Annotated in this window: 19 protein-coding genes and 1 pseudogene; 9 read left to right on the top strand and 11 right to left on the bottom strand. The window is 74.2% G+C overall.

What is annotated here, in order from left to right; genetic code table 11:
- Window positions 1-88 precede the first annotated feature (88 nt).
- Complete coding sequence (locus AB0E98_RS27790; RefSeq protein ID WP_361707723.1) at window positions 89-799, top strand: hypothetical protein; 711 nt, start codon at window positions 89-91, stop codon at window positions 797-799.
- Window positions 800-993: 194 nt separating this feature from the next.
- Here the strand turns inward: AB0E98_RS27790 and AB0E98_RS27785 are convergent, their stop codons facing one another.
- Complete coding sequence (locus tag AB0E98_RS27785) at window positions 994-1,170, bottom strand: zf-HC2 domain-containing protein (protein ID WP_361707720.1); 177 nt, start codon at window positions 1,168-1,170, stop codon at window positions 994-996.
- 49 nt (window positions 1,171-1,219) lie between these two features.
- Here AB0E98_RS27785 and AB0E98_RS27780 point away from each other — a divergent pair, with 49 nt between their 5' ends.
- Window positions 1,220-1,852 carry a sigma-70 family RNA polymerase sigma factor gene (locus tag AB0E98_RS27780; protein ID WP_361707717.1) on the top strand — a complete coding sequence of 211 codons (633 nt, stop codon included), beginning with the start codon at window positions 1,220-1,222 and terminating at the stop codon, window positions 1,850-1,852.
- Between the two features lie 75 nt (window positions 1,853-1,927).
- On the opposite strand, the gene AB0E98_RS27775 is transcribed toward AB0E98_RS27780, so the two are convergent.
- The 3 genes from AB0E98_RS27775 to AB0E98_RS27765 are packed head-to-tail and all read right to left on the bottom strand — an operon-like array spanning window position 1,928 to window position 5,003.
- Window positions 1,928-2,452 (bottom strand): copper chaperone PCu(A)C, encoded by a 525-nt coding sequence (locus tag AB0E98_RS27775; RefSeq protein ID WP_361707715.1) that lies wholly within the window; start codon window positions 2,450-2,452, stop codon window positions 1,928-1,930.
- Window positions 2,449-4,785, bottom strand: coding sequence for a heavy metal translocating P-type ATPase (locus AB0E98_RS27770; RefSeq protein WP_361707713.1), 2,337 nt, complete (start codon window positions 4,783-4,785; stop codon window positions 2,449-2,451). The genes AB0E98_RS27775 and AB0E98_RS27770 overlap by 4 nt, the downstream gene beginning before the upstream one ends.
- Window positions 4,785-5,003 carry a hypothetical protein gene (locus AB0E98_RS27765; RefSeq protein ID WP_361707710.1) on the bottom strand — a complete coding sequence of 73 codons (219 nt, stop codon included), beginning with the start codon at window positions 5,001-5,003 and terminating at the stop codon, window positions 4,785-4,787. Before AB0E98_RS27765 ends, AB0E98_RS27770 begins: the two co-directional genes overlap by 1 nt.
- A gap of 230 nt (window positions 5,004-5,233) precedes the next feature.
- Here AB0E98_RS27765 and AB0E98_RS27760 point away from each other — a divergent pair, with 230 nt between their 5' ends.
- The 4 genes from AB0E98_RS27760 to AB0E98_RS27745 all read left to right on the top strand — a co-directional run bounded on the left by AB0E98_RS27760 (window position 5,234) and on the right by AB0E98_RS27745 (window position 10,274).
- Entirely contained in the window at window positions 5,234-6,538 is a 1,305-nt protein-coding gene (locus AB0E98_RS27760; RefSeq protein ID WP_361707709.1) for a cytochrome P450, read from the top strand.
- Between the two features lie 8 nt (window positions 6,539-6,546).
- Window positions 6,547-7,482 carry an isocyanide synthase family protein gene (locus AB0E98_RS27755; RefSeq protein ID WP_361707707.1) on the top strand — a complete coding sequence of 312 codons (936 nt, stop codon included), beginning with the start codon at window positions 6,547-6,549 and terminating at the stop codon, window positions 7,480-7,482.
- Window positions 7,483-7,604: 122 nt separating this feature from the next.
- Complete coding sequence (locus AB0E98_RS27750; RefSeq protein WP_361707704.1) at window positions 7,605-8,240, top strand: hypothetical protein; 636 nt, start codon at window positions 7,605-7,607, stop codon at window positions 8,238-8,240.
- Between the two features lie 147 nt (window positions 8,241-8,387).
- A complete protein-coding gene (locus tag AB0E98_RS27745; RefSeq protein ID WP_361707701.1) occupies window positions 8,388-10,274 on the top strand; it encodes an endonuclease/exonuclease/phosphatase family protein in 1,887 nt (628 codons plus the stop codon).
- Between the two features lie 76 nt (window positions 10,275-10,350).
- Here the strand turns inward: AB0E98_RS27745 and AB0E98_RS27740 are convergent, their stop codons facing one another.
- The 3 genes from AB0E98_RS27740 to AB0E98_RS27730 all read right to left on the bottom strand — a co-directional run bounded on the left by AB0E98_RS27740 (window position 10,351) and on the right by AB0E98_RS27730 (window position 13,304).
- Window positions 10,351-11,148, bottom strand: coding sequence for an ABC transporter ATP-binding protein (locus tag AB0E98_RS27740; RefSeq protein WP_361707698.1), 798 nt, complete (start codon window positions 11,146-11,148; stop codon window positions 10,351-10,353).
- Window positions 11,145-12,161, bottom strand: a complete 1,017-nt coding sequence (locus AB0E98_RS27735) for an iron ABC transporter permease (RefSeq protein WP_361707961.1) — start codon at window positions 12,159-12,161, stop codon at window positions 11,145-11,147. Before AB0E98_RS27735 ends, AB0E98_RS27740 begins: the two co-directional genes overlap by 4 nt.
- Window positions 12,162-12,236: 75 nt before the next feature.
- Window positions 12,237-13,304, bottom strand: a complete 1,068-nt coding sequence (locus tag AB0E98_RS27730) for an ABC transporter substrate-binding protein (protein WP_361707695.1) — start codon at window positions 13,302-13,304, stop codon at window positions 12,237-12,239.
- 142 nt (window positions 13,305-13,446) lie between these two features.
- Here AB0E98_RS27730 and AB0E98_RS27725 point away from each other — a divergent pair, with 142 nt between their 5' ends.
- The gene (locus tag AB0E98_RS27725; RefSeq protein ID WP_361707694.1) at window positions 13,447-14,178 is read left to right on the top strand and encodes a PIG-L deacetylase family protein; all 732 of its coding nucleotides are present in this window, start codon (window positions 13,447-13,449) and stop codon (window positions 14,176-14,178) included.
- A 47-nt stretch (window positions 14,179-14,225) separates the two neighbouring features.
- Here AB0E98_RS27725 and AB0E98_RS27720 read toward each other — a convergent pair whose 3' ends face one another.
- The 4 genes and pseudogenes from AB0E98_RS27720 to AB0E98_RS27705 all read right to left on the bottom strand — a co-directional run bounded on the left by AB0E98_RS27720 (window position 14,226) and on the right by AB0E98_RS27705 (window position 18,307).
- Window positions 14,226-15,368 (bottom strand): PP2C family protein-serine/threonine phosphatase, encoded by a 1,143-nt coding sequence (locus AB0E98_RS27720; protein WP_361707691.1) that lies wholly within the window; start codon window positions 15,366-15,368, stop codon window positions 14,226-14,228.
- Between the two features lie 106 nt (window positions 15,369-15,474).
- Window positions 15,475-15,852 carry a PTS fructose transporter subunit IIA gene (locus AB0E98_RS27715; protein ID WP_361707959.1) on the bottom strand — a complete coding sequence of 126 codons (378 nt, stop codon included), beginning with the start codon at window positions 15,850-15,852 and terminating at the stop codon, window positions 15,475-15,477.
- A 102-nt stretch (window positions 15,853-15,954) separates the two neighbouring features.
- Window positions 15,955-16,575: pseudogene (gene dhaL, locus AB0E98_RS27710) on the bottom strand (dihydroxyacetone kinase subunit DhaL); the annotation flags it as partial.
- 85 nt (window positions 16,576-16,660) lie between these two features.
- The gene (locus AB0E98_RS27705; RefSeq protein ID WP_361707688.1) at window positions 16,661-18,307 is read right to left on the bottom strand and encodes a PucR family transcriptional regulator ligand-binding domain-containing protein; all 1,647 of its coding nucleotides are present in this window, start codon (window positions 18,305-18,307) and stop codon (window positions 16,661-16,663) included.
- Window positions 18,308-18,499: 192 nt separating this feature from the next.
- Here AB0E98_RS27705 and AB0E98_RS27700 point away from each other — a divergent pair, with 192 nt between their 5' ends.
- Window positions 18,500-19,693 (top strand): MFS transporter, encoded by a 1,194-nt coding sequence (locus AB0E98_RS27700; protein ID WP_361707685.1) that lies wholly within the window; start codon window positions 18,500-18,502, stop codon window positions 19,691-19,693.
- A 267-nt stretch (window positions 19,694-19,960) separates the two neighbouring features.
- Window positions 19,961-21,251: LuxR family transcriptional regulator (locus tag AB0E98_RS27695; RefSeq protein WP_361707682.1), on the top strand; the 1,291-nt coding region annotated here is incomplete at its 3' end.

The raw sequence follows: 21,251 nt of genomic DNA, 5'->3' as shown, positions 1-21,251 counted from the left end.
AGCCGTGCGCCCGAGCGGGGGGTCGTACGGGCGTCAGCGCGCCCCCCGCTATCGGCCCGCGCCGGGCGGGTGCAACGATGTCTCCGTCATGAGAGCAGGGCAGCAGACCGGACAGGTCCCGCGTGCGCTGCGAGCCGGTGTGTTCGCAGCGGTCTGTGTGCTGCTCGCTGCCCTGGGCCACGCCGTGATGTCCGGCACCACCGTCCCGTGGTGGGCGATAGCCGTCGCCTTGACGACTACGGGCGGCTGCGCCTGGTTCCTGGCCGGCCGCGAACGCGGTCCCCTGCTGATCACGCTCGCCACGGTGGGCGCGCAGACGGGGCTGCACTCCTTCTTCACGGTCGCGCAGAGCGTCGCCGACCGCGCGGCGGGGGCGAGTGCTCCGGCTACGTCCGCCACCGCGTCCGACGTCGTCTGCGGTGGCTTCACCGCGTCCACGTCGATGCCGTCGATGCCCATGCCCATGGACCACGGCATGGGTGGCGGCATGGACGGGATGTCCATGTCCATGCACGCCGGGCACGGCGCCCTCGGCATGTGGTCCGCCCACGTCCTCGTCGCCCTCATCTGCGGCCTCTGGCTCTCCGGCGGCGAACAGGCTGCCTTCCGGCTCGGCCGGACCATCACCGCGCGGCTGCGCGGCCCGCTGGTCCTCCTCTTCCGCGACGTACCGGCGCGGCCCCGGCCGCCCCGCGTCCGGGCCGGTTTCGGGCGCGCCGCGCAGCGGCTCCGTCAGCTGCTCTACGCCCATGTCCTCGCCACGCGCGGTCCGCCCGGACCCGTCGTCGCCGTCGTCTGAGCCCTTCCTTTTCCGGGCTCGCGGCGGTGACCGACCGGGCCGAATCACCTCACCGGGCCCGCCCGTCCACGGCCGCCGTCCTCGTCACCACGAGCGACGCCACGCCGTGCGACCGGTCGCCCGGATTCCAGGAAGGACCCAGGGCGATGACCCCTGCCCTCACACCGGCGGTCCGCTCGTACGGGACACACCCGTCACACGAGCCCCAGACCCGCCGTGAGCACCTTGAGCCGGCGTACCCGTTTCTCCCAGTCGCGGCACTCGGCACAGACCGGAAGATGCGCGTCGAGCGCCGCGCCGGACACCTCCGGCGGCAGTTCCTCGCCGTCGGCGCGGGCGGATATGGCGGTACGGACGTCGACGCAGTGCACCCCGCCATCGTCCCCGGCACGGGCCCTGCCGCGAGCACCGGGGGCCGCCATGCGTGACGACGAGTCCGTGACCGCCTGGGCACTGGCGGCGCGCGGCGGCGACGCCGACGCGGTGGAACGATTCATCCGTGCCACACAGACCGATGTCCGCCGGTACGTGGCACGGCTCAGCAATGACCCGCAGGGCGCCGACGACCTCGTCCAGGAGACGTTCCTGCGCGCCCTGCGCTCGCTGCCGCGCTTCGAGGGCCGCTCGTCGGCCCGTACCTGGCTGCTGTCCATCGCCCGCCGCACGGTCGTGGACCGGATCCGCTTCCAGGCGGCGCGGCCCCGGCTGTCGGACACCGACGACTGGCAGTCGGCGGCGGAGCGCACCCAGTCCGCGGAGCTGCCAGGCTTCGACGAGGGCGTCGCCCTCTCACAGCTCCTCGACCGGCTGCCGTACGAACGCCGCGAGGCGTTCGTCCTGACACAGCTGCTGGGCCTGCCCTACGCGGAGGCCGCGGTCGTCGCGGGCTGCCCCGTCGGCACGGTCCGCTCGCGCGTGGCGCGGGCGCGCGAGGCGCTGATCGTGCAGCTGGACGCGGCCGAGCGGGGAGCCGCGGCGGTACGGGTTCCGGCGCCGATGCCGGAACGGGTTCCGGCGCGGGTGCCGGAACGGGTGCCGGCGCTCGCCGGGTGATCGATTGACGGAGTGAGGGGCTGCGGTGCCGGGTGGCACCGCAGCCCCTCACTCGTTTTTGTTCGTTCCGGCGGTTCAGTGCTGTGTGAGTGGCCTGTTGCCGGGGCGGACGACCACCGCGTCCACCCGTACGACGCCGCTCTTCCGGAAGCGGAAGACGAACGGGAGCCGCTCGCCCACGCGCACCAGGGGCGGCCGGTAGACCATGACGTCCAGCTCGTGCGGGGACATCTCCACCGTGCCGCGGGCCGGGACGGTCGTGGACGCGATCATCTTCATCTTGCCCGCGCCGTTCTTCACGACCGTACGGCTCAGCATCGCGCCGCCCGCTGAGGGAACGTCGACGCCGATGAGCTCGTCGTCCTCGTCGCCGGTGTTGCGCAGGCGGAACATCGCCGCCGTGCTCTCGATGCCGAAGGGCTGGAAGACCTGGCCGCCCTCCACCGTCACGGAGGCGGGGCGGCCCGCCGCGCCGGAGGCCGTCCAGGCGGTCAGCCCGCCGAGGGCCACGGCGCAGGCCGCGACCGGGACGAGGGCCGCTCGCGCGGTGCGGAGCAGGGAGTCCTTCGTTTCGTTCATCTCCTTCATCGGATCAGTCATCGGAGCGTCCTCCGCTTGTTCGCAGTGGTGCGCCCGGGGCGCGGCTGCCAGCCGCGCAGCCGCAGGCTGTTGCCCACGACCAGCAGCGAGCTGACGGACATCGCCGCCGCCGCGACCATCGGGCTGAGCAGCCCGACCGCGGCGAGCGGCACGGTGACCATGTTGTAGCCGAAGGCCCAGAGGAGATTGGACCGAACGGTGACGGAGGTGCGGCGGGCCAGCCGGATGGCGTCGGCCAGCGCACCCATGTCCTCGCGGACGAGCGTCACGTCGGCCGCCCCGATGGCGGCGTCCGTGCCGCCGCCCATGGCGATGCCGAGGTCGGCGCCGGCCAGGGCGGCGGTGTCGTTGACCCCGTCGCCGATGACCGCGACCCGGTGGCCGCGCTCGCGGAGCGTACGGACGAGCTCCGCCTTGTCCTCGGGGGTGGCCCGGGCATGGACCTCGGCGATGCCCAGCTCGTCGGCCACGGCGTGGGCGGCCGCCGCGCCGTCGCCGGTGGCCAGCACGGGGCGCAGGCCGAGGCGCTTGAGGTGGTCGACGGCGCGGTAGCTGCCGGCGCGGACGGTGTCGCCCAGGGCGATCACGGCTCGGGGCTCACCGTCGACGCGGGCGAGGACGGCGGTGTGGCCGTGGCGCTCGGCGCGGGCCAGGGCGTCGGCGAGGGGGGTGGGGAGAGGGGTGGGGAGGGCGGCTTGGGCCGCGCCCCGGCCGGGAGCGGCCCCGTCCGGCCGCGTCACCTCCACCACGCGGCCCTCCACCACCGCTCGTACGCCGACTCCCGCCGTCGCCGTGAAGTCCGTCGCCCGCGGCAACGCCGCGTCCCGCGCCGTCGTCTCCCGCACATGGGCGTGGATCGCGCGCCCCACCGGGTGTTCCGAGCCCGACTCCGCCGCCGCGGCCAGGCGCAGGGCCTCCGCGTCGCCCGTGACCTCCGTGACCGTCATCGAACCGGTCGTCAGCGTGCCCGTCTTGTCGAGGACCACCGTGTCCACCCGGCGCAGGCCCTCCAGCGCCTGCGGGCCGCTGACCAGGATGCCCAGGCCCGCGCCCCGGCCCGTGGCGGCCAGCAGCGCGGTGGGGGTGGCGAGGCCCAGGGCGCAGGGGCAGGCCACCACGAGCACGGCGACCGCCGCCGTGACCGCCGCCTGCGGGGCGGCGCCCGCGCCCAGCCAGAAGCCGAGGACCGTGACGGCGACGGCCAGCACCGCCGGGACGAAGACGCCCGCGACCGCGTCCGCGACGCGCTGCACCCGGGCCTTGCCCGCCTGCGCCTCCTCCACCAGCTTGGCGATCCGGGCCAGCTGGGTGTCCGCGCCGACGGCCTCGGCCCGTACCTCCAGCAGTCCGCCGGAGTTGACCGCGCCGCCGACCACGGCCGTGCCGGGACCGGCCTCGACGGGCGCGCTCTCGCCCGTCACCAGCGACAGGTCCAGCGCCGAGCTGCCCGCGACCACCACACCGTCGGTGGCGACGCGCTCCCCGGGGCGTACGACGAACACGTCGCCCACCCGCAACCGGGCGATGGGAACGCGCCGTTCCGTGCCGTCCGCGTCCCGGACGACCGCGTCCTTCGCCGCGAGCGACGCCAGCGCGCGCAGCGCCGAGCCCGTGCCGCGCCGGGCCCGGGCCTCCAGCAGCCGGCCCGTCAGCACGAACAGCGGTACGCCGACCACCGCTTCCAGGTAGACGTCCGCCGCACCTCCCGTCATCGAGGGCACCAGAGTGAACGGCATCCGCATCCCGGGCCGCCCGGCGCCGCCGAGGAAGAGCGCGTACGCGGACCAGCCGTAGGAGGCCAGGACGCCGAGCGAGACCAGGGTGTCCATGGTGGCGGCCGCGTGCCGCAGCCCGCGCAGCGCCCGTTCGTGGAACGGCCAGGAGCCCCACACCGCGACCGGCGAGGCCAGGACGAAGCACAGCCACTGCCAGTTGTCGAACTGAAGGGCGGGGACCATGGAGAGCACCAGGACCGGCACCGACAGCAGGGCGGTGATGAGGAGGCGGGTGACGGCGGGGCCGTCCGGCCGGCCGTTCTCGCCGGCGTCGTCGGCGTCCGTCGCCGGCTTCTCCGGCTCCGGCAGCGCGGCCGTGAAGCCCGCGCCCTCCACCACCGCGATCAGCTCCGCCACCGGCACGGCGGCGGGGTGACTGACGCGTGCCCGGCAGGTGGCCAGGTTGACGGTGGCGCTCACGCCCTCCAGCCGGCCGAGCTTCTTCTCGATGCGGGCCACGCACGCGGCGCACGTCATCCCGCCGACGATCAGCTCGGTGACGACGGCGGCGTCCGTGGCACCGGTGGCACCCGTGGTCGTAGTCGTGGTCGTACCCATCAGTGACCCATCCCGGGCATACCGCCCATGTTCCCGTCGGTTCCGCTACCGGAGCCGGATCCCGGAGTCGCGCCGCCCACGCGGTGGAGGCCGGGCGCTACGGGGCCGGCGGCCGAACCGGCCGCGTAGGAGACGCCGAAGAGAACGGCCAGCAGCAGGACGAAGCCGGCCAGGGTGGCGTAAGGGCGGAGCGGAGGGCGTGCCAGACGTGCGGTCATCGCCGCATCGTGACACGGCACGGTCCGCCGTCCGGGCGCTTCGGCCACTTCCCGGCGCGTGAGGATTGTCCCTTTCCCGGCCGGGAACCAGCGGGCCCCCGCGGCCGACTACCCGGAGATCGGGGACCCCTCCCCGAGCCCGGCGCGCCCCTCGCCGAAATGGCCGGGAACTCACCCCCGGAACGGTACGACTCCTCAAGGGACCATCACTTCGCGAGGAGACTCCCACCGTGCCGCTGCCCGATCCCGTGCCCCTCTACGGCCCCGAGTACAAGCGCGATCCGTACCCGCTGTACGCACGGATGCGTGAGGCCGGCCCCATCCACCGGGTGCTCTTCCCCAGTGGGGTCACCGCCTGGCTGGTCACCGGGCACGCCGCCGCGCAGCGGACCCTCGCCGACCCCCGGCTGGGCAAGAACCACGCCCTCGGCAACGACGGCTGGCGCGCCCGCGCCTCGATCATGCCCGAGCCGCAGCACTCCCAGCTCCAGGTCCACCTCCTCCACCAGGACGTGCCGAAGCACACCGCCATGCGCCGTCTGATCACCGATGCTTTCGCGCCACGGCGCGTGGAGGCGCTGCGGCCGCGTTTCCAGGAGATGGCCGACGCGCTCGTCGACGAGATGCCGGCCGACGGCCAGGGCATCGACCTCGTGCGCTGCTTCGCCGCCCGTTTCCCCTTCCAGGTCCTCGCCGAGGTCATCGGCCTGCCCCCGCACCTCGCCGCCCGCTTCCGCCGCGAGTGGGGCAAGGTCGTCGCGCCCGTCGGCCCCACGGACCCCGGCCGACCGGCCTACGAGGCACTGCTGCGCGGCCTCCAGGAGTACATCGCCGAGGTCGTCGCCGACCGGCGCGAGCACCCCGGCGACGGTCTGCTCTCCCGGCTCGTCACCGCCCGCGATGAGGGCGAGCTGAGCCCGGAAGAGCTCGACTCCATGATCTTCCAGCTGCTCGTGGCCGGTCAGGAGCCGGTCACCAATCAGATCACCACCGCCCTGGTGGCCCTGACGCGCCATCCGGAGGCCCTGGAACGGCTCCGCGCCGAACCCGGCCTCATGCCGCGCGCCGTCGAGGAACTGCTGCGCCTCGACAGCGCCTTCGAGCTCACCACCTGGCGCTTCCTCGCCGAGGACGCCGAACTGCACGGCAGGCGCGTCCCCGCCGGCGACTCCGTGATCGTCTCCCTCTGCGCCGCCAACCGCGACCCCGAGCGCTTCCCCGGCCCCGACGCCCTCGACCTGGACCGGCCGCAGGGCCCGCACCTGGCCTTCGGCCACGGCACCCACTTCTGCCCGGGCGCCGCCCTGGCCCGTATCGAACTCCAGGTCGCCCTCGGCACGCTGATCGCCCGGCTGCCCGGGCTGCGGCTCGCCGTGCCCGACGACGAGCTCGAGTGGATCCCCGCCGTCCTCGGCCGGGGCACGGCCGCACTGCCCGTCGCCTTCGACGTGACCGACACGGCCGGTACGCCCGAGGGGCCTGAGACCCCTGACGCGCCCATATGCCCCCGCGACCTGAAGTGGCCCCGCACGTGATACCCGCCATGACCCCCACAGCCCTCGCGGCCGCGACCTCCCTCGAAGCCCGGATCCTCCGGCTGCTCCTGCCCTTCCACCGCACCACCGGCGCGTCCTCCCCGGACCCCGCCGACCACCCGGAACAGCTCGCCCAGATACGCGAGTTCACCGACACGGGCGAGCCGATGGTCCTCACGCTCCCCGGATTCCCCTGCAAGTCCCCCAACCCGGCCAAGGTCCTCGGTCACCTGCCCGACGAGGGCGAGCGGCTCTCGCTGGCCTTCCTCGACCGGCTCTGCGACCGCATCGGCGAGATCTACGCGCCGGGCGCGCGCCTGGTCATCTGCTCGGACGGGCACATCTTCGGTGACCTCATCCATGTGCCCGACGAACACATCGACGCCTACGGGGACGAACTGCGCGCCCTCATCCAGCGGGAGGGCCTCGCCCACCTCGACACCTTCGACCTGCGGCAGGTCCACGGCGATCTGCCGCACGACGAGAAGCGCCGCCTCGTCGTCGAGTCGTACGCGCCGTCGCTCGACTCGCTGCGCGCCCTGACGCGTACGGACGAGGAGACGGCCAGGCTCTACCGGGGCATCACCCGGTTCCTGGTGGAGGACACGGCGGACTTCGACGGCAGCCGGTCGGCGTTGCAGCGGGAGTGCCGCGTGCGGGCGTACGGGGTGATCGCCCGCAGCCGTGCGTGGGGCGATCTCATCGCCGATCACTTCCCCCGGTCCGTGCGGCTGTCCATTCATCCGCAGCGACCCGGATCCGCCAAGTTCGGGATCCGGTTGCTGGACGCGGATGACGCGTGGGCCACGCCGTGGCATACGACGGTGCTGCGGATGCCGGACGGTACGGCGCGGCTGGTGCGGCGGGAGGAGGCCGAGCGGCTGGGACGGGTCGTCCTGCGGGACGGGCGGGCCGGTCACTTCGTGGCTGCGGCGGGGGAGTAGAGGAGCGGAGGCCTGCGCCGGGGTCGTGGTGACGACTCCCGCGAAGGCGGAGGCCGCCAGGGCGACGGCACCGGCGGTAACGGCGCGACGACGCGGGTAAGGCACTGGTTAAGGTGTCGGTCGTGAGATCGAAGATCGTGTCAGTGTTCATAGCCGGTTCCGTGTGTCTGCTCGCCGTGGGATGCGGGGGCGAGAAGTCCAGCAAGGACAGCGGCGGCGCCAAGCCCAAGCCGTCGGCCACCCCGATGTCGCAAAGGCTGGAGAATCCGCCGGCCGTGCCCGACGAGAAGGCGCAGCCGTCCCCGGCCGCCGACGCCCCGGTCGGCGAGAACCTCGCGTACGAGCTGCGCAAGAAGACCCAGGACATGGCCGGCGCGCCAGGAAAGATCACCGCCGAGTGTCCCCAGGACGTGAGCACGACGAGCGGCACCCAGGTGACCTGCAAGACCACTTACGAGGGCCTGGAAGTGGAGTGGAAGGTGAGCATCGGCGAGAAGTCCGCCTTCTCGAAGAATTATGTGAACTTCAAGGCGACCCCGAGCCAGGGCATCCTCACCCGCGACGGCGTCGCCCGGCTGCTCTACGGCAATTACCGCGGCTACATCGATTACGCCCTGTGCAACGACATCCCCAAGGCCGTGCTGGCGCCCCTGAACACCCAGTCCAAGTACGCCTGCGAGGTGGTCGACAAGGGGAAGAAGCCGTCGGGCTTCCCGCAGCCCGTGCGGGCCACCGACTCCGGTCCTCGGTACTACTGACGGGCCGGCGTATGGCCGGAACGCCCGCCCCCCCCGGTGGGGCGTGTGGCGTGTAAGGGGCTCTTGACGTGGGCCTGCCAATAGTGAAGGGATCGAGTCCGCGGTTGTTCATACCCGCGACCCGATCGCTCCGCAAGGGAGACCACGATGCGATTACCGTTACCGCCGCCCCGCCCCAAGACCCGCCGCGGATCGCGGCTGACCGCGGCCCTCACCTCCGCGCTGCTGGCGGCCGGGCTGCTGGCCGGAGCCGGCCCGGGGCAGGGCGGCTACACGGCGCGGGCGGACGACCGGCGGGCGAGCCCGGCCTCCGACGGCAGCCTGCCGTTCGCCAGCTACAACATGCAGGGCTCCGACCACGGGATACGCTGGAGCGGCGAGGTCGGACCGCTGACGCTGCATCACCCGGTCGTCGCCCTCCAGGAGGTCGGCAACGGACCGCCCCCCGAGCCGAGCCACGCCCGGGACACCGGTGAGTCGATCCCCATCCTCCACCCGTTCCCGGCGGGCCTGCCGGACCATGTGGGCCACACGCAGTGGGACTACGACCACAACCGCCGGCACGTGTACTACCTCCAGACCGACCCGCAGCGCGACAGCACCACGGGACGGGACCGCTGGCAGGGCGGCCGGGTCAACCTGGCGGTGGTCACCCAGGTCCCCGCGGCCGAGGTCCGCGTCATCGAGAACCCGCTGTACAACCGGGACGAGCCCCGCAACGAGTACCGCTACCGCCGCGCCCTCGGCGTACGGATCGGCAACACCGTCTACTACAACGTCCACGCGCGCGGCGCGGACGTCCCCTACCTGCTCACGGGGATCCGCAACGCCGCCCGGCCCGGCGAGAACTGGGTCATGGTCGGCGACTTCAACCTCGACATCGTCAACCGCTCCGACCGGGAGGCCAGGGAGCGGAGCCTGCGCCTGAGGGGCAACGAACAACTGGCCCGGCCGCACCGCCCCACCCACCAGCGGGGCGGCGAACTCGACTACGCGATCACGCGCGGCACCCCCCGGTTCAACGCGGACATTCCCGCGGCACGCGGCTCGGACCACTATCCCGTCCAGTTCGAACCGGCTCCGACCCCCGTACCGGCCGCGCCCGACCGCCCGTTGCACAACTTCTCCGTGGCCCTCGAGAACGAGCGGACCGGGTTGGTCCTGGACGCCCCGAACACCGCCGGGAACCAGGTGACCACCAGCCTGGACCGGTACAACCTCCGTCAGCGGTTCCGTGTGGGCACCGTGCGCGGGCACTGGTACCGCTTCGCCGCCGGCGGCAGCCCCGCGGCCGCGTCCGGCGCCCAGGGCGCTCTCGCGGGCCGCGCCGCCGACCGGCTGTGCCCCGGCCTCAACCCGTTCTTCCCGCTCTCCGTCATCGTGCTGTCGTGCGAGTCGCCCCTCGCCCAGTGGCACCCCGACGATCCGGGTGCCCCCGGCGGTCCGCTGCGCTGGCACAACTCGGTCCATCCGGACCTGTGCCTGACCGGTGCGGGCAACGAAGAGCCGGTCGGTGCCCTCCCGTGCGGCGACAGCCCCGCCCAGCAGTGGTGGGACAACTCCCGCGCGGTGGACGCGCGGGAGTGGGAGCCCGGTGACAAGCGGGTCCGGCTGCGCGCGTGGAACGGCCTCTACCTGGACACCTTCGGCCGGTCCGACCGCGACGGCACCCCGCTGAGCACCAGCCGCGCCGACAACGCCACCACCCAGCGGTGGGACATCGAGTACGCCGGCCGGGGCGACAACCTCGTCCGGCTCAAGGGGCTCGGCGCCGGCGGACAGTGCGTCGACCTCATCGACCCCCACCAGCCCGGGGCCGGTGAGCGCACCTTGGTGCACAGCTGCACCGACCGCGGCGCCAGGGAGGACGGCGCCGGCCACCGCTGGCAGGTGGAGACGTACGGCGACGGAACCCTCCGCTTCCGCAACGAGAGGGCGCACCTGTGCCTGGTGCCGTCCTCGCGTGAGGCGGCCTACGTGACGATCGAGAACTGCAACGACGACGCTCGTCAGCGCTGGACGATCGTGCCGTGACATGACTCCCAAGGCTCCGTAGCCCTCAGGCGAACCGGGTCCGGGCCGACCACCGTCAGCTCGGACCCGGGGCCTTTCACCTGGCCGTCGGCACCGCGGCCCCCGCCGGCGCCCGGTGGTCGAACGCGATCAGCGGGTCGCCCGTCAGCGGGTGTTCCACCACCGCCGCCCGTACGCCGAACACCTCCGCCAGCAACTCCGCGGTGAGCACCTCGCGCGGGGTCCCCGAGGCGACCACCGCTCCGTCGTGGAGGACGTGGAGGCGGTCGCAGACCGAGGCCGCCGCGTTGAGGTCGTGGAGGGCGAGGAGGGTCGTACGGCGCTGGGCGCGCAACAGCGTCAGCAGCTCCACCTGGTGGCGGACGTCCAGGTGATTGGTCGGCTCGTCGAGCACCAGCACCTCGGGGGCCTGCGCCAGCGCCCGGGCCAGCAGGACCCGCTGACGTTCGCCGCCGGACAGCGCGGAGAAGCGGCGCCGCGCCGCGTGGGCCATGCCCACGTGGGCCAGGGCCTCGGCCACCACGTCCCGGTCGGCGGCGTCCTCGCCCGCGAAGGCCCGCTTGTAGGGGGTACGGCCCATGGCGACGACCTCGCGGACCGACAGCTCGAAGTCCGTGCCCCGCTCCTGCGGCAGTGCCGCCACCCGGCGGGCGGAGGCGACGGCCGACAGCTCCCGGATGTCCGTATCGCCGACCAGCACCCGGCCCGCGTGCGGGCGCAGATGCCGGTAGACGGTACGCAGCACGGTGGACTTGCCGCTGCCGTTGGGGCCCACGAGGCCCGCGATCTCGCCCTCGGCGGCGAGCAGGTCGACCCCGGAGACCACCGTCCGCCCGGACAGCCGCACCTCCAGGCCCTCGACGGAGATCCTCACGGCCGCTCCAGACGTCGGTCCAGCAGATACAGCAGGGTCGGCGCGCCGATCAGGGAGGTGACCACGCCCACCGGCAGCTCCTGGTCGGGCAGGGCGGTACGGGCCACCAGGTCGACGACCGTCAGCAGCACGGCGCCGAACAGCGCGGTCACCGGCAGCAGCCGGCGGTGGTCGCCGCCCACGAGCATCCGGCAGGCATGGGGGACCATCAGCCCCACGAAGCCGATCGCCCCGGACACCGACACCAGCACGCCCGTCAGCAGGCTCGTGGCCACGAACAGCTCGCGCCGCAGCCGGGTGACGTCGACGCCCAGGCTCGCGGCCGTCTCGTCGCCCATCAGCATCGCGTTGAGGGCCCGCGCCCGGGCCAGCAGTACCGCCGTGGCCGCCACGACGGCGGCCGCGGGCAGCGCGAGGGTGGCCCACTGGGCGCCGCCGAGGGAGCCCATCAGCCAGAACAGCGCTCCGTGCGTGCGCTGTTCGTCGCCCGCCTGGAGCACCAGGTAGTGGGTGAAGCCGGACAGGAACTGCCCGATGCCCACCCCCGCCAGCACCAGGCGCAGCGGCCGGAAGCCGCCCCCGCGCCGGGCGAAGGCCCACACCAGCGCGAACGAGGCGAGCGCCCCGGCGAACGCCGCCGAGGACAGCCCGATGCCCAGCGCCCCGCCCGCGCTCGCCCCCAGGACGAGCGCGCCGACCGCGCCCAGGGACGCGCCGCTGGAGATGCCCAGCAGGTAGGGGTCCGCCAGGGGGTTGCGGACCAGGGCCTGGACGGCCGTGCCGACCAGGCCCAGGCCCGCGCCCACCACGGCCGCCAGCAGCGCGCGCGGCACCCGCAGCCGCCAGACGATCAGGTCCTGGGTGCCGGGCGCGGGCTCCTGCCCGCTGATCCCGCGCACCACCGCCGACCACACCTGGTCGAGCGGCACCCGGGTCGAGCCCAGGCACACGGACGCGGCGAGCGCCGCCACCAGGGCGACGGCCAGGGCGGCGCAGACCCAGCCGGCGCCCATGACGCGGACGCCCGGCTCCGCCTCCTCCGCCTCCTCCGCCTCCTCCGCCGTGCCGGCGGCGGCGAGCGCCGTCATCTACTTGACCCGGTCCGGGTGGAGGGTGTGGGCGATCTCCCGCACGGTGTCCGCGCTGCGGACCCCGCCGATGGTGGTGCGCTCGGAGTTGATCCGCACGAAGTGCCCCTCCTTGACGGCCTTGAGGCCGGCCGTCGCGGGGAAGGTCCTCAGGAACTCGGCGGCCTCGTCGAAGGCCTTGGCGTTGGCCTCCTCGCTGCCGCGGTTGCGGACGGCCAGCTGGATCCAGTCCGGGTCCTTGGCCACGACGTCCTCCCAGCCGACGGGCTTGAAGTCGCCGTCGCAGTCGGCGAAGACGTTCCGCCCGCCCGCCATGCCGATCACGGCGTTGGCCACCTGGCGGTTGCACACGGCCATGGGCTGCTTGGTGCCCGCGTCGTAGTCGAAGAGGAAGTAGGTGGGCCGCTTGTCGGCCGGTACGTCCTTCAGGGCGTCCCGGACCTCGGCGGTCTTCTTGCGCATCCCCGTCACCAGCTCGGTCGCGCGGGCCGAGGTGCCCGTCACCTTGCCGAGCTCCTCGATGTCGGCCTCGACACCGGAGAGGTCCGTGCGGGCGGCCTTGGCCATGGAGGCGCAGGCCGTGGACTTCAGGAAGACGTGCTTGATGCCCGCGGCCTTGAACTCCTCGGCCGTGGGGGCGTCGCCCATCTTGCCCATGTTCTTCATGGAGGAGAACGCGTCCACATAGAGGTCGGCGCCCGAGCCGAGCAGCTTCTCCTTGGGGATCACGCTCTTGCCCAGCACCGGCACCTTCGCCCCGGCCTCGCCGTACTGCCCGGGCAGCGCGCCCTTGCCGGGCGGGAAGCCCGTACCGGCGACCTTGTCGCCCGCGCCCAGCCACATCAGCAGCTCCAGGCCGGCGGCGTTGCTGGTGACGATCTTCTTGGGCGCCGTGTCGAACGTCGTCCTCGCCCCCATGCAGTCGGAGACGGTCACGGGGAAGCCGGCCCGCGCCGGGGCGGCCGCCCCGGCGCCGTCGGTCTTCTCCGCCTCACCGCCACCGCCGCCACAGGCCGTCGCCGACAGGGCCACAGCGGCCAGCACACCGCACCACGCACGAGGGCGCATCAGTAACTCTCCACAAAGCTCGACATTCACCGGGGCCATTGCAGCGGACCCGGACCAGATAGTCGGACCGCGCGTCCACCTGGTTCCCGCGTGTCGCGAGGAAGAGTGAAAAGGAACGGCGCCACCGGCCTACGCTGCCGTCATGAGCGTCCCCCTCGCCGAGATGCCCACCGACTGGACCCGCGCCCTGGCGATCGTCGCCCACCCCGACGACCTGGAGTACGGCGCCTCGGCCGCCGTCGCCGCCTGGACCGACGAAGGCCGCTCGTGCGCCTATCTGCTGGCCTCCTTCGGGGAGGCGGGCATCGACACCCTCGGACCCGGCGAGGCCGCGCCCCTGCGCGAGGCGGAGCAGCGGGCGAGCGCGGCGGCCGTGGGGGGCACGGGTGTGGAGTTCCTGGGCCACACCGACGGCGTCATCGAATACGGCCTCCCGCTGCGCAGGGAGTTCGCCGCCGCGATCCGCCGCCACCGCCCGGAGCTGGTGCTGACCCTCAACCACCACGACACCTGGCCCGGCGGGTACTGGAACACCCCCGACCACCGGGCCGTGGGCCGGGCCGCGCTGGACGCCGTGGCCGACGCGGGCAACCGCTGGATCTTCCCCGACCTGGTCGAGGACGACCTGCCGCCCTGGAACGGCGTGCGCTACGTGGCCGTAGCCGGCTCCCCGCATCCCACCCACGCCGTCGACGCGGGCGCCGGTTTCGAACGGGCCGTGCGGTCCCTGCTCTGTCACCGCACCTATATCGCGGCGCTCACCGAGGAGGAGCCGGAGAACTACTGCCGGACGTTCCTGACGGGCACCATGGCGGCCGTCGCCGAGCGGTTCGGCGGCCGGCCGGGCGTGGCGTTCGAGCTCTTCCGCTGCTGAGCCTCCTCCGCTGAGCGCCCCCTTCATTGCCGAAGGGCCGTCCGCGCTCACGGGCCCCCGGTGGCACCCGGGTCGTGCCCGGGGGCCCGCTCCACCACCAGCACCGCCACGTCGTCCTGGAGCCGGCCGCCCGTGTGCGCGGCGAGGTCGGCGCGCAGCCGCCCCAGCAGTTCGGGGGTGGGCAGGGCGGCCCACGCGTCCAGCCGCTCGGCCAGCGGGTAGAAGCCGCCGTCCCGGCCGCGCGCCTCGGTCACCCCGTCGGTGCAGACGAGCACCCGGCAGTCCGGGGGCAGCGTGACCTGCTGCCGGGACCTGGGCACGTCCACCAGCTCGCCCAGCCCCAGCGGCAGCCCGGGCTCCGCCGGACGCAGCTCGCGCACCCCGCCGTCGGCGCCGATCAGGAAGGGTGCCGGGTGGCCGCAGTCGACGAACACCACCGGCACCTCGCCGGGCGCCCCGTCCCGCGCGGCCGGGTCCTCCTCGGTGCCCATGACCAGCGCCGTGACGAACTCCTCCGCCGCGTGGGTGTCCACCGTGCGCGCCTGGTACTCCGCCGAGCGGTGGTAGCGGGTCAGGCCCTGCTCCATCGCCGCGACCCCGCTGCCCAGGTCCCGCAGGTGGTACGCCGCCTCCCGGAACGCGGTCAGCACCGCCGCCCCCGCCCCCAGCGTGCCGAGCCCCTTGCCCCGGACGTCCCCGATGAGCACCCGGGTGCCGTACGGGGTGTCGACGACCTCGTAGATGTCGCCGCCGACCAGCGCGTCCCGCTGCGAGGAGACGTAGAAGCCGTCGACGACCACGCTGTGGGTGCGCAGCGGCAGCGGCCGCAGCAGGGCCCGCTGGGCGGCCTCGCCGGTGGCCCGGACCCGCTCCAGCAGGGCGTCGCCGTTGCGCCGCAGCCGGGCGACGGTGATGGCGGCGCCCACGATGAGGATGTTGCCCAGCACCGACCCGACGCGGTTGACGGGTGAGGACTCGCCGGTCAGCACCCCGTGGTGGGCCACCATCAGGAAGAAGTCGACGAGCCCGACGAACACCGTCTGCCGGTAGGTGCAGACCGCGGCGGCCGTCACCGGGGCCAGCGCCGCGTAGACGTCGAGCCGCAGATAGGCCGGCGTTCTGAGGTCGATGACCACGACGGCCACGAGATAGGCCAGGACCAGTGCGAACGGCAGCAGTCTGCGCGACACCGCGGCTTGTACCTCCGCGCGGGGTGGGAGCGGGACACGTAGACATTTCCAGACTTTCGCCGCGAATGCCCGTCGCCCGCCACCGTGTCGCCGATCGGCGCTCCGGTCAGAGCTTGCGGTACGTCCGCGCGTCGTCCGTCGCGGCCAGGACCGCCGCGAGGTCGCCGCCCGCCGAGGCCGTCACCACGGCGGCCACCGCCCCCTCGACGAACGGGGCGTCGGCGATGCGCGTGTCCCCGAGCTCCCCGGCGTCCAGGAGCTCCTTGACGGTGAGGACCGCGCTGCCCATGTCGCACAGCACGACGACGCCGGCGCCCTCGTCCACCCGGGCCACCGCCCGGCGCACCAGCTCCGCGCTGGTGCCCACACCGCCGTCCGGCAGCCCGCCGGCGGGGGCCGCCGGCGCCGGGACGCCCGCGCCGAACAGGGCCCGGGCGAGGGCGGCCGTCGACTCGGCCACGGCCTTGCTGTGCGAGACCAGCACCACGCCGACCCGGCCGGGCCGCCGCTCCGCGGCCGCCGCCTCCGGCTCGTCCCCCGCCGCCTCCGCCGCCGGGGGAGCGGCGCACAGCTCCGGGTCGGTGGCCTCGAACAGCGCGGTGACCAACAGCGCGGAGGACGTCGCCCCCGGGTCCTGGTGGCCCACGCTGCGCTCGCCCAGATAGCTGGCCCGCCCGCGCCGCGCGCGCATCGGGACCGTCGCCTCCGCCCCCTCGCGGGCGGCCCGCGCGGCCGCCTCCAGCGCGGCCGTCGCATCGCCGCTTGCCAGGGCCCCGGCGTAGGCGTCGGCGGCGGGCTGGAGCGCGTCGACCATCGTCTTGTCGCCGGGCGCGGAGTCGCCGAGCCGCCGTACGCTCGCCACCGCGGCCGCCAGCGCCCGGCCCAGCGTCTCGGGCGCGACGACCGCGTCCTCGCCCAGCACCTTGCCCATCCGGCGCAGGACCGTCCCGTACAGCGGCCCGGCCGCGCCGCCGACGGTGTTGGTCAGGTGCGCGCCGACGGCGGTCAGCAGGGCGCCCGGCGTGGCGGGCGGCTCGGCGGCGACGGCCCCGGCGGCCGAGGTGAAGCCGCGTTTGAGGTTGACCCCGTGGTCGGCGTCGCCGATCGCGGCGTCGAGGTCGGTCAGGTGCCGGGCCTCGGCGACGACGACCCGGGTGGCGCGGTCGAGGAAGCGGCGGAAGAAGTCCAGGTCGAGCGGGACGGTCATGACGGCTGCTCCTCGGCGCTGGGGCGGGCTGACGGAATCATCAACATGATCAACGCGGCCCAGCGTAGCCCCGGCGGCCGGCGGGTCAGCTCTCCTCGTCGCGCACCCGCAGCGCCAGGAACAGATCGGCCAGGTCCTCCGCGCACCCCACGTCCCGGCCCGTGAGGGCCTCCAGTTTCGCCAGCCGGTTGCGCAGGGTGTTGACGTGGATGTGCAGCGAGGCCGCCGCCTGCCCCCACTTCATGCCCGAGCCCAGGAACGCGTCCAGACTGCGCAGCAGTTCGCTGTTGTGCGTGGCGTCGTACGCGATCGCCGGCCCCAGCACCGCGTCCGCGAAGTCCCGGCGGGTCTGCGGGTCCACCAGGGCCAGGACGAGCCGGTAGGAGCCCACGTCCGCGAACGACACCACGCGCGGGCCCCGCCGCCGCGACCGTGCCACCCGGGAGGCCTCCCGCGCCTGGAGCAGTCCGCGCCGCAGCTCCTGGTGCCCGGCGGCGACCCGGCCGACGCCGATGCGCGGCCCGGGTGCGGGGGACGCGGGCCCCAGGGCCGCCGCCAGCCCCTCCGCCAGCCGTGCCGGGTCCGTGTCGGCGGCGGGCAGGCTGACGATCGCCACCACGTCCTGCCCGCTGCTCGCCGCCACGGACGCCAGGCCCCGCGCGACGAAGTGGTCGGTGACGGCCGCCGTGTCGGGCAGCGGCCACGCGGCACGGCCGGGGGAGTCGGGGACGATGACGGAGAACACGGCCAGCGCGCTGTCCGGGTTGACGCCGAACGACCGCAGCCGGGCCACCAGTTCACCGGAGCGGTGCGGCCCGCTCTGCACCATGTCGAGGATCTCCCCGGCGAAGCGCATCTCGATCGCCCGCAGCGCCTGACGGTGCGCCAGCTCCACCGTCAGGAAGCGGACGCCCTGCTCCAGGACCAGCCGCCCGGCCGCGCCCAGCTCCGCCACCGGACGGCCGTAGACGACGGCGAGGTCGAAACCGGCGACGCCGCGCACCGGGATCACCGTGGCGTCGGCGCCCGAGGCCAGCCGCAGCGGGTACTCCGCGTACTCCTCGCCGTCCGGCCCCAGCCGGTCCGCGACCGCCCGCACGTCCTGCTCCGCGGGCGGCCGGCCCACGGCGTCGAGGACGGTGCCGAGCCCGTCCACCAGCGCGACCGGGGTCCGGGCGGGCCCGGCGAGCACCGCCAGCACACCCCGCAGACCGTCGCCCGCGGAGACCGCGCGGGTCAGCGCGTTGCTGTGCCGCAGGGCGTCCAGCAGATGCCGCTGCCGCTGCTCGGCCTGGGCGGTCGCCACGGCCTGGGTGACGGCGGTGAACGGCACCTCGACGGGCAGCCGCAGCAGCGGCAGCCCGGCCGCCCGGCAGGCCGCGACGAGGTCGTCCGGCACGGCGGGCATGTCCGTCCGCAGCCCGAAGACCAGCCCGGCGGCGCCGGATTCGGTCAGGCGGTGGACATACGCGGCACACTCCTGCCGGCCGAGCCAGAGCCCGTTGGTGAGCACCAGCTCGTCCGGCCCGGCGTAGGGTCCGGGGTCGGGCAGCTCGGTCACATGGGCCCAGCGGACCGCGCGGTCCGTGTCCCCGGTGCCCGGCACGGCCTCCAGGCCGAGCCCGGGAACGCCGAGCAGGTCGCGGACGCGCAGCATGGCGTGGGGGTCCTGCCCCGGCGGGGGCGGCTGTTCGTGCGGGTGGTTCTGCGGGGGGTCCAGGGGGGCGGTCACCCGTCGGACACAACACAGGAGACGATGCCCCTGTCCACCGTCCGCGGCCACCGGCGGCGGGAATCAGGCCACCGGCCCGGACCGCCCCGTCCGGACCCCGCCCCGCCAACTGGACGATCACACAGTCGAATGCCGCATCCATGGAGATCCGTCCACTGTTCGCGAGGCTTTCGGACGGCTGAGATCATTGTCGTGAAACAGCCCCCCGCGCTCCTCGCCCGTGACACGCCGTCGGAAATGTTCGGCCGGTCCATGACGGCGGTGCTGCTGTGCACCTTCAGCGGCTTCACGGGCTTCTACCTGCTGCTGGCGACCGTGCCCGAGTTCGCCGCCGAGAGCAGCGGCCGGCGGGCCGCCGGCGGAGTGGTCACCGGACTGCTGATGGGCGCCACGGTCGCCGTGCAGCCCGCGATGCCCCGCGTCATCGCCGCCGTCGGCCACCGGACCGTGCTGCTGGCCGCCATGGTCCTCCTCGGCGCCCCGGCCGCTGTGCCGCTCGCCACCGACAGTCTCCCGGTGACCCTGGTCTGCGCCGTGCCGCGCGGCGTCGGCTTCGGGATGTTCGTGGTCGCCGGCAGCGCGGCCGTGGCCGAACTGGCGCCCCCCGGCCGCCGCGGCACGGCCACCGGTTGGTACGGACTGGCCACCGGGCTGGGCGGGGCCGTCGGCACGCCCTTCGGAGTGCTGCTCGCCCACCAGTTCGGCTACGCACCGCTGTTCGTCGCCGGAGCCCTGGCACCGGCCTGCGGCCTTCTCGCGGCCCTGGCCGTCTCCGCGCCCCGCCCGGCGCCGCCCGGCCGCGCCCGGGTCGTCGCGGGCCTCGCCCGCCCGGCGATCCTGCGCCCGCTCGTCCTGCTGACGGCGGGCACCATGGCGTCCGGCACCGTCGTGACCTTCCTGCCGCCCGCCGCGCCCCGCGACCCCGTCTGGCTCACCCCGCTGGCGCTGCTCTGCCTCCAGCTGTCCGCCGCCGCCAGCCGCTGGGCGTCGGGCCGCCTCGGCGACCGCCACGGCCACCGCGTACTGCTGCCGCCCGCGACCCTGCTCGCCGCCCTCGGCGTGCTCGGCGGCGTCGCCACCCGGCACACCGGCGCGCTGCTGGTGCTCATGGTGGTCTTCGGCATCGGGTTCGGCGCCCTCCAGAACGCGACCCTGGTCCTGGCCCTCCAGCGCGCCGGCGACTCCAGCGTCGGCAGCACGCAGTGGAATCTCGCCTTCGACGCGGGCCTCGGCCTCGGCGGTTTCTGCGTCGGCCTCGTCGCCCAGTACGCGGGCTACGACACCGGATTCGTGCTGGTCGCCGTGGTGCTCGCGGCCCTGGCGGCGGTCGCCGTCGCCGACCTCCGGGACCGGCGGCTCCCGCCGCCCGCCGCCGACGCCGGGTGAGGACGGCCGAGGGCCGGGCGCCCCGCGCCGACAGCCCTCCGGGACGGCGCCGGAAAACGAGTGGTGCAACCGGCGGAAACGGGCGCCGAGTTCTGAAACCTGCCGGAAAGCGAACGGCTTGATATCGAGCCCGTCCCGGCCGGTGAGAACGTCCTCCCCGCAAACTGGTTGCACACTGAATCGTCGCGGTGCCGGCATCGGCGTATCGGAACGGCGGCGGCCGTCTTGACGCGTGCTTGACCGGCGCGGGCGGAAGGAGGGAATCAGATGCTGGGAGCCGTGCCCGATGCTCCGCTGCGTGGACGGGAAGCCGAAGTCGATCGGCTGACGTCACTCATCGGGCATGTCATGGCCGGGCGCTGCACACTGATCACGATCGAAGGACCGCCGGGCTGCGGGAAATCCCGGTTGCTGCGCGAGTCCATGCTCATTGCCGAAGGGTTCGGGCTGCGGATTCGCGCCAAATCCGCCGACGGCTCGCACACGGCCGGGGTACTGCCGCAACGGGACCCCGACAACCCCCGCCATCCCTATGCCGTGGCGGTCGACAACGCCCACCACCTGGACCACGAGGACGTGCGGACCCTCATCGCCCACGAGGCCGGGCCCCAGGGCCCGGCGCGGGTGTGGATCCTCGCCCGCCGCCCGTCCGCAGGGGCCCCGCCCCTGGAGGGCATGCTGCTCAGCCCCACCGCGGGCACCGAGCGGATCAAACTGGGCCCCCTGCGCCCCGGCGCGGCGATGGCGCTCGCCGGCGACGCCCTCGGCGCACCGCCCGACGCCGGGCTGGCCCGGATCCTGGGCCGGGCCGGCGGGCATCCGCGCCGGCTGCTGGAACTCACCCAGGGAATGCTGGAGGAAGGCAGCATCGCCGTCGACGGATACCGGGCCCGGCTGGTGACCGACCGGCTGCCCCGGCGACTGGTGGAACGGGTCGAGAGTTCCCTCATGGGATATTCACCGGAGTTCCGTCAGATGGTCAGGGTCGCGGCCGCGCTGGGAAATGAAGTCTCCTTCGATAAAGTCGCCCGGGTCCTGAACGAGCCGCCCACGGCGTTGTTGCCGACCCTGGACGAAGTGGTCGCGGCCGGAGTTCTGGAGAACAATGCCGGACGGCTCACGTTCCGCGACGAGTTGTTGCACCGGCTGATTACCGGCTGGATGCCCGAAACCGTTCGCGACGCCTTGCGCGGCCAGGCCTCCGGGGCACCGGAATCCACCGGCCCCGCCCTCCTGACGGAACCGGGAGGAAGAGGAACAGGAGCGGACGGGCCGGCGGCCGCGCCCTACGGAGGACATCTGAGCGACCAGGAGGCCGTCATCGCGGGCCTGGTGCACGAAGGGCTCACCAACCGGCAGATCGCCCGCCGGCTCGGGCTGTCCCCCCACACCGTCAACTACCACCTGCGCAAGGTCTTCCGGAAGCTGGGCGTCGCATCCCGCGTCGACCTGGTCCGCGTCGTGCGGGGTGGCGCCGGGGGAACCCCCGGCGCCCCCGCCCCCCGCGGCAGGCGGCTCCTACAACCGCATCTTGCCGTTCCTCCTCGCAGCCGTGCCG

The organism is Streptomyces sp. NPDC037389 (assembly GCF_040636475.1).
In the GTDB taxonomy this organism is placed as follows: Bacteria; Actinomycetota; Actinomycetes; order Streptomycetales; family Streptomycetaceae; genus Streptomyces; species Streptomyces hesseae.
This window is presented reverse-complemented; position numbering and strand designations above follow the sequence as displayed.

Coding starts and splice junctions, on each gene's coding strand:
- AB0E98_RS27790 (WP_361707723.1), top strand. CDS start 89: ATGAGAGCAGGGCAGCAGACCGGACAGGTCCCGCGTGCGCTGCGAGCC.
- AB0E98_RS27780 (WP_361707717.1), top strand. CDS start 1,220: ATGCGTGACGACGAGTCCGTGACCGCCTGGGCACTGGCGGCGCGCGGC.
- AB0E98_RS27775 (WP_361707715.1), bottom strand. CDS start 2,452: ATGACTGATCCGATGAAGGAGATGAACGAAACGAAGGACTCCCTGCTC.
- AB0E98_RS27770 (WP_361707713.1), bottom strand. CDS start 4,785: ATGGGTACGACCACGACTACGACCACGGGTGCCACCGGTGCCACGGAC.
- AB0E98_RS27765 (WP_361707710.1), bottom strand. CDS start 5,003: ATGACCGCACGTCTGGCACGCCCTCCGCTCCGCCCTTACGCCACCCTG.
- AB0E98_RS27755 (WP_361707707.1), top strand. CDS start 6,547: ATGACCCCCACAGCCCTCGCGGCCGCGACCTCCCTCGAAGCCCGGATC.
- AB0E98_RS27745 (WP_361707701.1), top strand. CDS start 8,388: ATGCGATTACCGTTACCGCCGCCCCGCCCCAAGACCCGCCGCGGATCG.
- AB0E98_RS27735 (WP_361707961.1), bottom strand. CDS start 12,161: ATGGGCGCCGGCTGGGTCTGCGCCGCCCTGGCCGTCGCCCTGGTGGCG.
- AB0E98_RS27730 (WP_361707695.1), bottom strand. CDS start 13,304: ATGCGCCCTCGTGCGTGGTGCGGTGTGCTGGCCGCTGTGGCCCTGTCG.
- AB0E98_RS27725 (WP_361707694.1), top strand. CDS start 13,447: ATGAGCGTCCCCCTCGCCGAGATGCCCACCGACTGGACCCGCGCCCTG.